The following is a 12640-nucleotide window of genomic DNA, read 5'->3' on the forward strand; positions in this document are numbered from 1 at the left end:
ATTAAGCATCCAAATTTGAAATTAAGGGAGAATTTTGGTGCTCGTAAATGAGCGATAAAGGAAATTTTTGACCTGAAAGAGCATCTTGCACTGCTTTAATCACTAATGGACTGCGCGCACGGGCAGACTCAATGAGTTCATCAAGCGTCATCCATACTGCACCGACAATACCTGTGTCTAACTGTGCATCGGAATGGTACTGAATGTCCTTAGCTAAGAAACAGAAACGGAAATAAGTACGATCAGGGAACATCGGAGGAGTATAAGTATACATGCCTAGGAGGTTCGTGATTTCTACATCATGACCTGTTTCTTCCATGGTTTCTCGAATGGCGGCTTCAATAATGGTTTCGCCAGCTTCAACATGACCTGCAGGTTGATTAAATACAGTATGGGTCACACCTTCTGTATGTTCTTCAACAAATAGGAATTTTCCGTCTTTTTCAACGACTGTAGCAACAGTGACATGAGCAGTCCAAGCGGTCATAGAAAAGCACCATGGGGTAAAAACGCTATTCTACAAAATTTAGGGAGCGGTGGCTATGATTGATTTTTTTCTTAATTTCCTTGAGATGCGTTTCAATATTGAAGTAAGAAGAACGTGGAGGAATCTTGTAAGATAAATCCATTGTACATATCTTCACACTGAAAATTATTTTGAGAATTAGATGAAAATACTAAGTTTATTTATATTTGTTATGTTAATGGTTAGTTGTACTGCAAAAAGCGGTGCTGATGAAAATTTGTTGCTTGTAGATGATGATGTGTGCTGAATTAGCAGGAGACTTTCACTTGGGAGATTCTAGGCAGCTAACCGATAAAAGTCTTCTGCCATTTGATTTGGTGTCTTAAAATCCAAGCCTTTTTGAATTCTTCCCTGATTATAAAATAACTCTATATATTTTGTAATATCCGCTTTGGCTTCTTCCCTTGTTTTGTAGTTGCGATGATGGACTAGTTCATTTTTGAGTATGCCCCAGAAACTCTCTATCGGTGCATTATCAAAGCAGTCGCCTTTTTTGCTCATTGAACCCTGAAAATCAAATTTCTCAAGTAAGTTTCGATATTCATTACTGCAATATTGGCTGCCTCTATCTGAATGTACAATGAGATCTTTAGCAGGTTTCTGATTGCGAATAGCCATATTCAATGCATCACAAACAAGCTTGGCTGTCATGCGCTCATTTAAGCTATAGCCAACAACCTGTTTCGTGTAAAGATCTTTGACAGCTGCCAAGTACAACCAGCCCTCAGCCGTCCAAATGTAGGTAATGTCACTCGACCACGCAAGATTAGGCTTCGTCATTGAAAACTGTTGCTTGAGTAAATTGTCATAAATAGAACGGTTGTGATCACTGTTCGTGGTTCTTTTGAAACGCTTATGGCGCTTACAATACAACTGATTTGATTTTTTTATTTGGCGCACAGCATACGTACTTATTTTGATACCTTGCGCTTGTAAATGCTTGGTTAATCGAACATAGCCATAGCTTTGTTTGGTTTCTTCATGGGCTATTTTGACCAAAATTGTCTGCTGATTTCGCTGAATTGATCTTTTACTCATGCCTCGCTTTAGCCAATCATAAAAGCGAGAAACGGATACACGAAGTAATCGAGCCATTAAAATAATCGGAAATAAGTGGCTTTGCGATTTCATATAGGCGTACCTCACTGACTTTCTTTGGCAAAGTACGCTGCTGCCTTTTTTAAAAATTCACGTTCCATTTCAGCTGTTTTGAGCTGTTGTTTAAGCTTCTTATTTTCTTCGAGTAAGGCGTTTAGATCGGGCGAATACTGTTTTGTGCCTGCTAAAGTTCCAGCCTTTGCTTTGTTATTCCAGTTCGAAAGGGTTTGCATTGAAATGCCAAGTTGTCTAGCGGATTCCGATACATTACCTTGGTTCTCTTCAATGGCTTTTATGGCTTCAGCTTTAAATTCTGCGGTGTAAGTCTTCTGTTTCTTGCTCATGGTAAACTCCTAATGAGTATGTATAGTTTACCAAGTTAAACCCTCCTGTTTTTTAAGCACACATCATGATGCAATTCTCGACGTTAAACAAACGCTGCCAAAGAAAAATAATGCATATACAGTTTGGAAAGATATATACAGAGATGGTGCAACTATTAAATTAATATATCAGATGGATAATTATACATTTCCAAAAGATAAAATATATTTGTTAGAAGAATATGCAAAATCAGATTCTGTAAAGAATGTTATTTGCAAATCTTTATTAGAAACATTTGGTTGGGATTATTCTGTAGAGTCAATTACATATGATATGAGTGATACAGTTATATTTTCTTTTGTTTATAGTAAGAAAAATTGTTAAATAAATAAAAGTGTATTGTTTTATTAGTTAGTGAAATTATAGTTTTAGCTCAGTACTAACCGAGTTGTTAGAGATTTAACATTACTGCTTTTCAAAACTACTTGCTTAATAAAGTAGTAATAGATCTCTTTCATAAATCAAAAAACGATCTTATTTTTGGTTAATATTTGCACTCCGGATTTCTTAGCATTCGTGCATAATCTGCGGATGAAATACATCGATTCAAACAAGCTTTCTGATCCTCAGTTCAAGCGATACACAGGCATCTCATGGTCAACTTTCTATTTGATGGTTGAGCAATTGAAGAAACATGTCCCTGCCAAAGGCAGACCGCCCAAGTTAAGCCTGGAAGACCAGGTTCTGCTCTGTCTAAGCTATTGGCGGGAATACCGAACCTTATTTCACGTTGCGACGAGCTACGGGGTTTCAGAGCCCACAGCCTCAAGAATTGTCCGTCATGTTGAAGACTGCCTGATTCGGTCCAATCTCTTTAATTTACCCAAAGATTTACCCGAGGGCGAAGGCATCGATTGGAATGTTGTGATCGTGGATGCCACAGAAATTCCAATCCAAAGGCCTAAAAAAACAGAAGAAAAGCTATAGCGGCAAGAAAAAGACCCACACTTTCAAAGTACAGGCCATCATTCATTATCAAACTCAAAAAATCCTGAGTTTATGTACGAGTCGTGGTGCCGTACATGATTTCGAACTCTTCAAACGTAACTTGAATCAGATTCCTGCAGGTGCATTTATCCTTGCGGATAAGGGTTATCAGGGAATTTATACAGTGTATCCAAATAGCTTGTTGCCATTAAAAGCAAAGAAGCGCTGTAAACTGGATTCCGAACTAAAAATCTATAATCAGGAAATCAATAAAAGAAGAATTGGAATTGAGCATGTATTTGGCAGTTTGAAAACCTTCAAAATTCTTGCTGAGCGATATCGCAATCGAGGCAAAAGACTAGCATTAAGATTCAATCTAATTGCTGGAATTTATAACTTGGAGCTGAGTGAAAAATGACTTATGAAAGAAATCTAATGTTAAATATTTAATTTTTATTCAATGAAGGGAATTTTACTATCTCGAGGAAAATCTGGGAATAGTGTGTAAATCATATCAGGATTCTTTTGCAGACCCGCACCATCAATGTATTTCCACTCCTTACTTTCAATTGGACGTACTGCAAGCATGAAGGAAAGATCACCTGTCATTTTTCGGCCATTCATAGAAATCGTGACTTGTTTGGGTATGGCACAAAACTCATTTCTACCAATGATATAACTTTGTTTTGGAGGATGAGTGTCAACTTGAGAGACATATATTTTATTTTGTTTAAAGGAGTTTGCAGCAAGTTCTAATATGGCATTATATTTATCTTTACCACCTGCATAATTGATAATAGATGAATCTGTTTTTTCGGTGATTAATGCATAATTACCCTTATTCAAGGCTGTGCCGATATCTTTAATTTCTTTGGCAATGATTTTTTCATAATCATCTTTACACTGCGTTGAATTCGCAAAAGCAGTGTTAGAGGTTAAAATTACGCCTGCAAAAAATATTCTAGTAATTAATAGATTTCTTTCATAAGTCATTTTTCACTCAGCTCTAAGTTATAAATTCCAGCAATTAGATTGAATCTTAATGCTAGTCTTTTGCCTCGATTGCGATATCGCTCAGCAAGAATTTTGAAGGTTTTCAAACTGCCAAATACATGCTCAATTCCAATTCTTCTTTTATTGATTTCCTGATTATAGATTTTTAGTTCGGAATCCAGTTTACAGCGCTTCTTTGCTTTTAATGGCAACAAGCTATTTGGATACACTGTATAAATTCCCTGATAACCCTTATCCGCAAGGATAAATGCACCTGCAGGAATCTGATTCAAGTTACGTTTGAAGAGTTCGAAATCATGTACGGCACCACGACTCGTACATAAACTCAGGATTTTTTGAGTTTGATAATGAATGATGGCCTGTACTTTGAAAGTGTGGGTCTTTTTCTTGCCGCTATAGCTTTTCTTCTGTTTTTTTAGGCCTTTGGATTGGAATTTCTGTGGCATCCACGATCACAACATTCCAATCGATGCCTTCGCCCTCGGGTAAATCTTTGGGTAAATTAAAGAGATTGGACCGAATCAGGCAGTCTTCAACATGATGGACAATTCTTGAGGCTGTGGGCTCTGAAACCCCGTAGCTCGTCGCAACGTGAAATAAGGTTCGGTATTCCCGCCAATAGCTTAGACAGAGCAGAACCTGGTCTTCCAGGCTTAACTTGGGCGGTCTGCCTTTGGCAGGGACATGTTTCTTCAATTGCTCAACCATCAAATAGAAAGTTGACCATGAGATGCCTGTGTATCGCTTGAACTGAGGATCAGAAAGCTTGTTTGAATCGATGTATTTCATCCGCAGATTATGCACGAATGCTAAGAAATCCGGAGTGCAAATATTAACCAAAAATAAGATCGTTTTTTGATTTATGAAAGAGATCTAATAAAGTATAAGGTTTAATCAACATTAAAGAGTTACTCTGTATTTGAATTTGTCTGTCAATGAAGCATTGAGACATAAGCTGGAACTGTTAAAACTAAAAACGAATGCGTATATTATTTATTTTGATCAAGATAATTATTCGACACCTTCACATAATTCTGCGCTGAATACGGTAAAAATGCTTTTTCTTTATCGGTTAGTGGGCGGACTTTTTTGACTGGACTGCCCACATATAAATAACCACTTTCCAAAACCTTATTTGGTGGAACAAGTGAACCAGCACCAATCATCACATCATCTTCAACAAGTACATCATCTAAAATAATCGTACCTATACCGACTAAAACACGATTACCAATGGTACAACCGTGTAATTTCACGTGATGACCAATCGTCACATCTTCACCAATAATCAGTGGAGAACCCTCAGGTTTATCGGCTTTTTTATGACTCACATGCAACATTGAGTGATCTTGCACATTAGAGTTTTTACCAATACGAATATGGTTTACATCACCACGAATCACAGCAAATGGCCAAACAGAGACATTTTCAGCCAATACAACATCGCCAATCACCACTGACATTTCATCGATATAGCAAGAGTCAGCAATACGTGGAACAGTGTCTAAATAAGGGCGAATGTTTTGGCTCATAGGAAAGTCATCTACAGGTTTTTAGGCAGTATAAAATAAAAAAGCACCTAGACCGAAATCTAGATGCTTTCACTTTAGTCTTAATATCGAGTTTTCATCAAATTTAGAATAAGTTACTAAAGAATTGTTTGATGTGATCAATCATTTTTGCAAAGAAACCAGCTTCTTCGACATTTTGTAGAGCTACAAGTGGTTTTTCAGCAATGACTTTGCCATTAAGCGTTGCAACGTATTTACCAACCACTTGACCTTGTTTTAAAGGAGCAGTCAATTTAGGTTGAACAACCAATTGAGTTTTAATGGCGTTCGCTTCGCCTTTAGGCATCGTCACGTTAAAGTTTTCAGCTAGACCTACTTGAACTTCATTGTCTTTACCGTACCAAACTTTTGCTTTTGCAAGCACTTGTTTAGCAGGTTGAACTTTTACAGTTTCAAAGTTTGCATAACCCCAAGCTAAAATTTCACGTGTTTGAGATGCACGTTCGTTCATGCTTGGCGCACCAAAGATCACTGAAATTAAACGTAAAGGACCACGTTTAGCTGAAGTCGTTAAGCAGTAGCCAGCTTCTTCAGTATGACCAGTTTTTAAACCATCTACACTTGGGTCAGTATAAAGCAGGGCATTACGGTTGCCTTGCTTAATGCCATTGAACGTAAATTCTTTTTCAGAGTAGATCGGATAGTATTTTGAACTGTCATGAATGATATGTTGCGCAAGAGTCGCCATATCTTTGGCAGTCGAGAAATGACCTTCAGCTGGCATACCTGTCGCATTGATGAATTGAGTATTCACCATGCCAATACGTTTCGCTTCTTGGTTCATCATGTGGGCAAAGGTGCCTTCATTGCCAGCAATATGTTCTGCCATAGCTTTAGAAGCATCGTTACCCGACTGAATGATAATGCCACGTAACATTTCTAATGCAGTTGCAGTACCGTTGAGCGGAACGTACATACATGACTCAGTGCTGCTGCCGCGACACCAAGCCGACTCATTCATACGTACTTTTTCATTTTCAGTTAGTTCACCGCTTAATAACTTTTGCTCAATGATGTAACTGGTCATCATTTTTGTCATTGAAGCAGGAGCTAATTTTTCGTTTTCATTTTTAGAAGCAAGGATTTGCCCTGTCTCATAGTCCATCAGCACATAAGATTTATTATTTAATTCAGGTGGTGCAGAAAGGACAGTTGCCGCGAATGAAAAACTAGGTGCAAGTAGTAATGCGGCAAGGGCGGTTTTTCGGGTCATTCTGGGTGGTTCCAATAACTTAGGTATAAGCACAAAGAGCCTAGCATTTTAGGACAAAGCTAGGCGGACTGCTATGGGGTGCAAGCGCTTATTTTAAAAGTATTGTAACCAATTGGTATTATTTGCTGTAAGCAGTCAATTCTTTGCAAATCATACCATTTTTTTTGTCACCAGCTTTCTTCGCATCAGACTGCGCTTCTTTTAAAGCTTCTTTAAAACTTTTTTGTTTGCTGAGCTGTTGTAAGGCATTTACAGGGTTCTTTTCATTCGGCATATATTCTTTGGCTAATTTTGCATAACCCGCTTCAAACTTCGGCTGATCTTTGTCATTCACCAGTTTTGGACAAACTTCAGAAAGTACATAAATAGCTGCAAGTTCTTGACTGGTCACTTGAGGTGTAGGAGTCACTTCAATTTTTTCATCTGCGGCATGTGCAGACATGGTGGTGAACGCAAAAGCAGAAAGGCTAAGGGCACAAAGAGATTTTACAAAAAAGTTTTTCATTTAAATAACCTGTTAAATAACCTAAAAGATATCAAATAGCTAAAATTTATTAGCCAAGCTTAATCATATTTTGGGTAGAGATCAGTAGAAAATTGTATTGAAGCTGTTTAGAAATCAATACATTGTGAAAGAAAAAAGGATGAGGCTATAAGCGTCATCCTTTTTTGGCAGGTTTGATGCAATTAGGACTAACCTATTGAGAGGGCGTCCAAATCTGAATGATCAATTAACCTTCATAATTTAAAACGTCATCACAAACTGATTTTTGTTCAGCTTTATCAGTTTCTTTAGCAGCTTGACGTGCTTCTTCAAGAACTGATTTATATTCGCTGTCAGACTGTAGTTTTTCTAAAGTCATTGATTTATCAGAATAATCAGCAAGATATGTTTTAGTGAGTGCTTGAATGTTGGCATCAAATTTTGCATTTTGACCAATAATCGCAGGGCATACTTCTAACATGACTTGTGCAGATGCAATATCTTCTTTTACGATGGTATTGGCTTCTTCTTGAGTGAAGTCATTGTCTGCGACCACAGTTTGAGTCATGCAAGCTGCTAGAGCAAAGCCCAATAAACCACGAAGTGCTACGGTTTTATTCATTTTGTACACACACATTAATGCTGGATGTTGAAATGTAAATATATATAATTATTCATATATTTCAATAAAATGTTCTTGCGAGTCATTTTTAATTTTTTAGTAATGGAAATTTAGTTGTGAATATATTAATTGCCAATGATGATGGCGTTTTTGCTCCCGGTATCCAAGCTTTAGCACATGCATTGCGTCCTCTCGGTCGTGTGGTGATTGTTGCACCTGAAAGTGAACGCAGTGGTTTTTCAAGTGCACTGACTTTAGATCGACCATTACGACCTGTCGAAATTGCACCAAATATGTGGGCGGTAAATGGCACACCTGCGGACTGTGTGTATTTATCAATGAATGGTCTGTTCGATTTTGAATTTGATTTGGTGGTGAGTGGAATCAATAGTGGCGCAAATCTGGGTGATGATGTGCTGTATTCAGGGACGGTCGGTGCCGCATTTGAAGGTCGTCTAATGAAACAACCTGCGCTAGCCGTGTCTTTGGCTGGGCCGAATGTGCGTAGTTATAACAACCCTGAAGATTATGCCGTAGCTGCACAATGGGTGCATGACTTTATTGCCAATGGCTTACCTGCGCTACCTGCACGACATATTTTTAATATCAATATTCCAGATGTCGCTGAACTTCAAGGCACTAAAGTGACCTATCAAGGGCGACGTTTACAGTCCAAACCGATTACCAGTCATGTAGACCCGCGTGGTCGTCAAGTCTATTGGATTGGCTTGGCAGGTGAGGCTGTGGCAGAGCCTAAAAAAGGCTTAACGCATATCGAATCAGACTTCTTTGCAGTTGCAAATGGTTATGTCAGTGTAACGCCTATACAAATGGATGCTACAAACTATGAGATTTTGAATAACTTGCACTCAGAGTTATCTAAATCTTAAGTATTAATGTTATAACTTTGTGAAAATGGTTATGCCGCAACTTTTTTAGAGTGGATTTTTGCTAATCTTAGCCCATTCATAATGACTATATTTGAATTATTAGTGAGGAAGATGATGTCCCTGGTGTCACAATATCGCGTTATTACCGCTCCTGCAGCATTATTTAAGACCCTTGTTTTATCTGCTGCTGTGGTTACAACTTTGGTCATGACTGGCTGTGCGTCAAAACCACAAATTAATAATGCGACCCGTTATGCGACTGCTCCGGATTATTATACAGTTCGTTCGGGAGATACTTTAAGTGGCATTGCAGCTCGCTATGGCTTGAGCTATGTCAGCATCGCAGAAATGAACGATATTGCCCAGCCTTATCGCATCTATGTTGGACAATCCATTCGCCTTAAAAATAGTGGCTCTCGTCGTACGACGTCTACACAAGCCATGACTCAAGCGGCACCAATTCAACGCCAAACGATTGCAATGCCAACGCAAACAGCGCCCGTGACTCAAGCTTCAACCACTCCATCGACAGTGACGCGAACTACAGTTCCAACGCCTGTGGTCAGTTCTTCAAGTTTACGTTGGGTGAGTCCAGTATCGCGTCCTACGGTATTACAAGGCTATAATTTAGCATCAAATGTGAAAGGAACACGTTACGCAGGTAATACAGGTGATCCTATTTTTGCAGCAGCTGATGGTCAAGTGGTCTATGCCGCCGATGGTCTTAAAGAGTACGGCAATTTAATTTTGGTCAAGCATATTAATGGCTATATCACCGCATATGCACATAACAGTAAAATGAATGTCAAAAGTGGCGATACTGTGAAAGCAGGGCAGCAAATTGGTGAGATGGGTTCATCAGGTACCAACCGCACGATGCTTGAGTTCCAAGTGCGTTTAGATGGTAAACCAATCAATCCAACTGCAGTTTTACCAAATAATTAAATATATAATGCAAAAGCAAAATATCCCCGTATAATACAATGAGTTGCTTTTATCGAAAGATGAAGCTTCTCATAAGTTTATGAGGGAAATTTATGTTAGATCAACTTCGAGCAATGGGTGTCTTTGCTTGCGTTGTGGAAAAAAATTCGTTTAGCGGTGCTGCTCGTGAGTTAGGTATTACCACGAGTGCCGTGAGTCAGCAAATCCGCTCACTAGAGCAGGATATGGAAGTCATTCTTTTACATCGTTCAACACGTAAGTTAAGTTTGACAGAAGCTGGACAAGCTTTTTTTCATAGTTGCCAAGAGATGCTATCTGCCGCAGAGCGCGGCAAAATTCGTATCAATGAACTTCGTGACGACTTAGTCGGTGAATTACGTATTGCATCGACACCAGAAATTTGTGCGAATCATGTGATTCCTGCATTGTCACATTGGATGTCGGCACATCGCGGTTTATCCGTTCATCTAGAAGCAGATAATCAATATATCGACTTAATTGATGGCCGCATTGATATTGCGCTACGCATGAGTTCAAAAATTGATGATCAACAGTTTCATGTGGTGCCATTGGCACATGTTGAACAAGTTCTCGTTGCAGCACCAAGCTATATCAACCAAACCAGTTTAATTACACGACCAGAAGATTTACAAAATCATGATATGGTTCAAATAAATTTGGTTAAAAACTTTCAGCATTTTGCATTTGAAAATGCAGTGACGAAAGAGCAGGTTGCATTGGATGTGCACTCCCGATTTACAACAAATAATGTATTTGCTGCAAAAGCAATGTGTCAACAAGGACATGGCATTGCAAGAATATTATATCTAGATACGCAAAAAGACTTATTAAACGGTTCTCTTGTTGAAGTTTTACCAGAATGGCGTTTACCATCATTTACTCTATATGCGGTGATGTCTAAACGTGATCAACAGCCTACTAAAATTCATCGTTGCCTAGATGCATTAAAATTGTATTTCAGTCAATTACCAGGCGGACGTGTATACCAAGAAGCCTCATAAAAACAAAAAAGGTTTAAAAAGATATAAAAAAAGCCGCAATCAGCGGCTTTTTTACTTTCGGCACAAATTACGCTAGAAAGTTTTTCACCATTTTAACAATGCGTTCAATCAAGATATCCGCTTGTTCTTTATTGATATTCAGCGTAGGCAATAAACGAATCACTGAGCCTGCTGTTACGTTAATAATCAAGTGATGCTCATCACGAGCAATATTCACAAGTTCGCCACATGCTTTTGGTAATTCAATACCGACCATCAAACCAAAACCACGAACAGTCACGTTTTGCTCTGAAAGTTGCTCTGTGAATTGCTCAACAAGATACGCACCCATATTTGCAGCATTTTCAACAAGGTTTTCTTTTTGAATGGTATCAATCACGGTATAAACCACACGTGAACCTAATGCTGTACCGCTATAAGTTGAACCGTGGTTACCCGCTGTTAAAACGCCAACACCACGACCTTGAGTCATAACTGCGCCGATAGGGAAGCCATTACCCAGACCTTTAGCTGTAGTTAGCACATCAGGAACAATATTAGTGTGTTGATACGCAAAGTATTTACCTGTACGACCATTACCTGTTTGCACTTCATCAAGCATCATTAACCAGTTGTGCTGATTACAGATTTGACGAATTTCTTCTAGGTAGCTAAAACCCTGAGGTGCAGTATTTACACCACCTTCACCTTGGATCGGCTCAACCAAAATCGCTACGATGTCAGGGTGGTGAATTGCAGCTTCTTCAATTGCTTCAATATCACCGAAAGGCACACGAATGAAACCTTCAACCAGTGGGCCAAAACCTTCCTGAACTTTTTTGTTACCTGTTGCAGATAAGGTTGCCATGGTACGACCATGGAATGAATGATCAGCAACAATAATTTTAGGGCTTGCAACACCTTGCATATGACCAAATTTACGTGCAATTTTGATTGCACCTTCATTTGATTCTGCACCACTATTTGAGAAGAAAACTTCTTCCATACCCGCAACTTCAGCTAATTTTTGCGCAGCAGCCGTTTGCCAAGGCACTTCAAATAAGTTACTGGTATGAATAAGGGTCGCTGCCTGTTCAGCAATTGCAGCTGTAATTGCAGGATGTGAGTGACCTAAACCACAAACAGCTATCCCTGTCAGTGCGTCTAAGTATTCTGTGCCATCTGCGGTATACAGGTGAGCACCTTGACCTCGGACAAAGCTGATCGGTTGGCGGCCAAAGACTGGCATCAAGTGCGATGGTTGATCAGTTTGTACTGGGGCAAGGGTAATGTTATTCATGACTAACTCTAATTTGTCAGGTGATTGAAATAATATAGAGGAGACGCCATATATATATGAGCATCAAGAGGTCTATATAAGCAAAATATGACTCACTTGAAAAGCTGAAATGTAAATAAAACGTGAAATATTGCTTTAGTCATATTGTTTTACTCAGTTTTGGGTATAATGCGAAGCAGATTTATTGAGGATATATCAATGACTGAACAAGCACGCGATACAGAAGCGTTAATTCGTGACCAAATTGCTAAACACGCAGTTCTACTTTACATGAAAGGCACTCCACAGTTTCCACAGTGTGGTTTCTCTGCGCGTGCAGTAGAAGCGCTCAGTCAAATTGGTCGTCCGTTTGCTTATGTAAATATTCTTGAAAATCAAGATATTCGCGCAACTCTTCCACAAATTGCAAACTGGCCGACTTTCCCACAATTATGGATCAATGGTGAGTTGATCGGTGGTAGCGACATTATGCTTGATATGTTCCAAAAAGGTGAATTACAACCTTTAGTTGAACAATATAGCCCAGCTCCTGAAGCTTAATTGGATATGTATTTGATGATTTTAATCATTGGATACAGATAAAAAATAGCGCCTTTAAGGCGCTTTTTTTATGACTTATTTATCAAAAAAGTCGTGGTTTATGCGTTTTTCCACCATCCCCATAC

Annotated in this window: 16 protein-coding genes; 6 read left to right on the top strand and 10 right to left on the bottom strand. The window is 38.9% G+C overall.

Annotated features, from left to right (window positions below; all coding sequences use genetic code 11):
- Window position 1 precedes the first annotated feature (1 nt).
- Complete coding sequence (locus MST16_RS06205) at window positions 2–487, bottom strand: NUDIX hydrolase (RefSeq protein ID WP_180010414.1); 486 nt, start codon at window positions 485–487, stop codon at window positions 2–4.
- 315 nt (window positions 488–802) lie between these two features.
- A protein-coding gene (locus MST16_RS06210; protein ID WP_180006168.1) for an IS3 family transposase occupies window positions 803–1968 on the bottom strand; the annotation gives its coding sequence in 2 pieces (ribosomal slippage) (window positions 803–1710 and window positions 1710–1968; 1167 coding nt in all).
- 571 nt (window positions 1969–2539) lie between these two features.
- On the opposite strand from MST16_RS06210, the gene MST16_RS06215 reads away from it, so the two are divergent.
- Together MST16_RS06215 and MST16_RS06220 are read left to right on the top strand one after the other, a co-directional pair.
- Window positions 2540–2935, top strand: a complete 396-nt coding sequence (locus MST16_RS06215; protein ID WP_071851480.1) for a transposase family protein — start codon at window positions 2540–2542, stop codon at window positions 2933–2935.
- Window positions 2883–3353, top strand: a complete 471-nt coding sequence (locus MST16_RS06220; protein ID WP_039254797.1) for an IS5/IS1182 family transposase — start codon at window positions 2883–2885, stop codon at window positions 3351–3353. The genes MST16_RS06215 and MST16_RS06220 overlap by 53 nt, the downstream gene beginning before the upstream one ends.
- A 35-nt stretch (window positions 3354–3388) precedes the next feature.
- On the opposite strand, the gene MST16_RS06225 is transcribed toward MST16_RS06220, so the two are convergent.
- The 7 genes from MST16_RS06225 to MST16_RS06255 form a co-directional block, all read right to left on the bottom strand.
- Complete coding sequence (locus MST16_RS06225; RefSeq protein WP_257245700.1) at window positions 3389–3928, bottom strand: hypothetical protein; 540 nt, start codon at window positions 3926–3928, stop codon at window positions 3389–3391.
- On the bottom strand, window positions 3925–4395 hold the full coding sequence (locus tag MST16_RS06230) for an IS5/IS1182 family transposase (RefSeq protein WP_039254797.1): 471 nt from the start codon (window positions 4393–4395) through the stop codon (window positions 3925–3927). Before MST16_RS06230 ends, MST16_RS06225 begins: the two co-directional genes overlap by 4 nt.
- Window positions 4343–4738, bottom strand: coding sequence for a transposase family protein (locus MST16_RS06235; RefSeq protein WP_257245633.1), 396 nt, complete (start codon window positions 4736–4738; stop codon window positions 4343–4345). The genes MST16_RS06230 and MST16_RS06235 overlap by 53 nt, the downstream gene beginning before the upstream one ends.
- A gap of 200 nt (window positions 4739–4938) precedes the next feature.
- A complete protein-coding gene (locus tag MST16_RS06240) occupies window positions 4939–5481 on the bottom strand; it encodes a gamma carbonic anhydrase family protein (protein WP_180010407.1) in 543 nt (180 codons plus the stop codon).
- 103 nt (window positions 5482–5584) lie between these two features.
- Window positions 5585–6733 (bottom strand): D-alanyl-D-alanine carboxypeptidase PBP5/6, encoded by a 1149-nt coding sequence (gene dacC, locus MST16_RS06245; protein WP_078191838.1) that lies wholly within the window; start codon window positions 6731–6733, stop codon window positions 5585–5587.
- A 118-nt stretch (window positions 6734–6851) separates the two neighbouring features.
- Window positions 6852–7238 (bottom strand): MCR_0457 family protein, encoded by a 387-nt coding sequence (locus MST16_RS06250; protein WP_180010406.1) that lies wholly within the window; start codon window positions 7236–7238, stop codon window positions 6852–6854.
- Between the two features lie 226 nt (window positions 7239–7464).
- Window positions 7465–7839 carry an MCR_0457 family protein gene (locus tag MST16_RS06255; protein ID WP_168377836.1) on the bottom strand — a complete coding sequence of 125 codons (375 nt, stop codon included), beginning with the start codon at window positions 7837–7839 and terminating at the stop codon, window positions 7465–7467.
- A 116-nt stretch (window positions 7840–7955) separates the two neighbouring features.
- Between MST16_RS06255 and surE the strand changes: the two genes are divergently transcribed.
- From surE to MST16_RS06270, 3 genes are all read left to right on the top strand, one after another.
- Window positions 7956–8729 (top strand): 5'/3'-nucleotidase SurE, encoded by a 774-nt coding sequence (surE, locus tag MST16_RS06260; RefSeq protein WP_078190173.1) that lies wholly within the window; start codon window positions 7956–7958, stop codon window positions 8727–8729.
- Window positions 8730–8843: 114 nt separating this feature from the next.
- Window positions 8844–9674, top strand: a complete 831-nt coding sequence (locus MST16_RS06265) for a peptidoglycan DD-metalloendopeptidase family protein (protein WP_180010411.1) — start codon at window positions 8844–8846, stop codon at window positions 9672–9674.
- Between the two features lie 92 nt (window positions 9675–9766).
- On the top strand, window positions 9767–10696 hold the full coding sequence (locus tag MST16_RS06270) for a LysR family transcriptional regulator (RefSeq protein ID WP_180004878.1): 930 nt from the start codon (window positions 9767–9769) through the stop codon (window positions 10694–10696).
- Window positions 10697–10763: 67 nt separating this feature from the next.
- Here MST16_RS06270 and MST16_RS06275 read toward each other — a convergent pair whose 3' ends face one another.
- Window positions 10764–11975: an aspartate aminotransferase family protein gene (locus tag MST16_RS06275; protein ID WP_180010405.1), complete on the bottom strand. Its 1212-nt coding sequence runs from the start codon at window positions 11973–11975 to the stop codon at window positions 10764–10766.
- Between the two features lie 198 nt (window positions 11976–12173).
- Between MST16_RS06275 and grxD the strand changes: the two genes are divergently transcribed.
- Window positions 12174–12515 carry a Grx4 family monothiol glutaredoxin gene (grxD, locus tag MST16_RS06280; protein WP_067762767.1) on the top strand — a complete coding sequence of 114 codons (342 nt, stop codon included), beginning with the start codon at window positions 12174–12176 and terminating at the stop codon, window positions 12513–12515.
- Window positions 12516–12640 lie beyond the last annotated feature (125 nt).

It is taken from the genome of Acinetobacter sp. YH16040_T (assembly GCF_024605785.1).
GTDB lineage: Bacteria > Pseudomonadota > Gammaproteobacteria > Pseudomonadales > Moraxellaceae > Acinetobacter > Acinetobacter amyesii.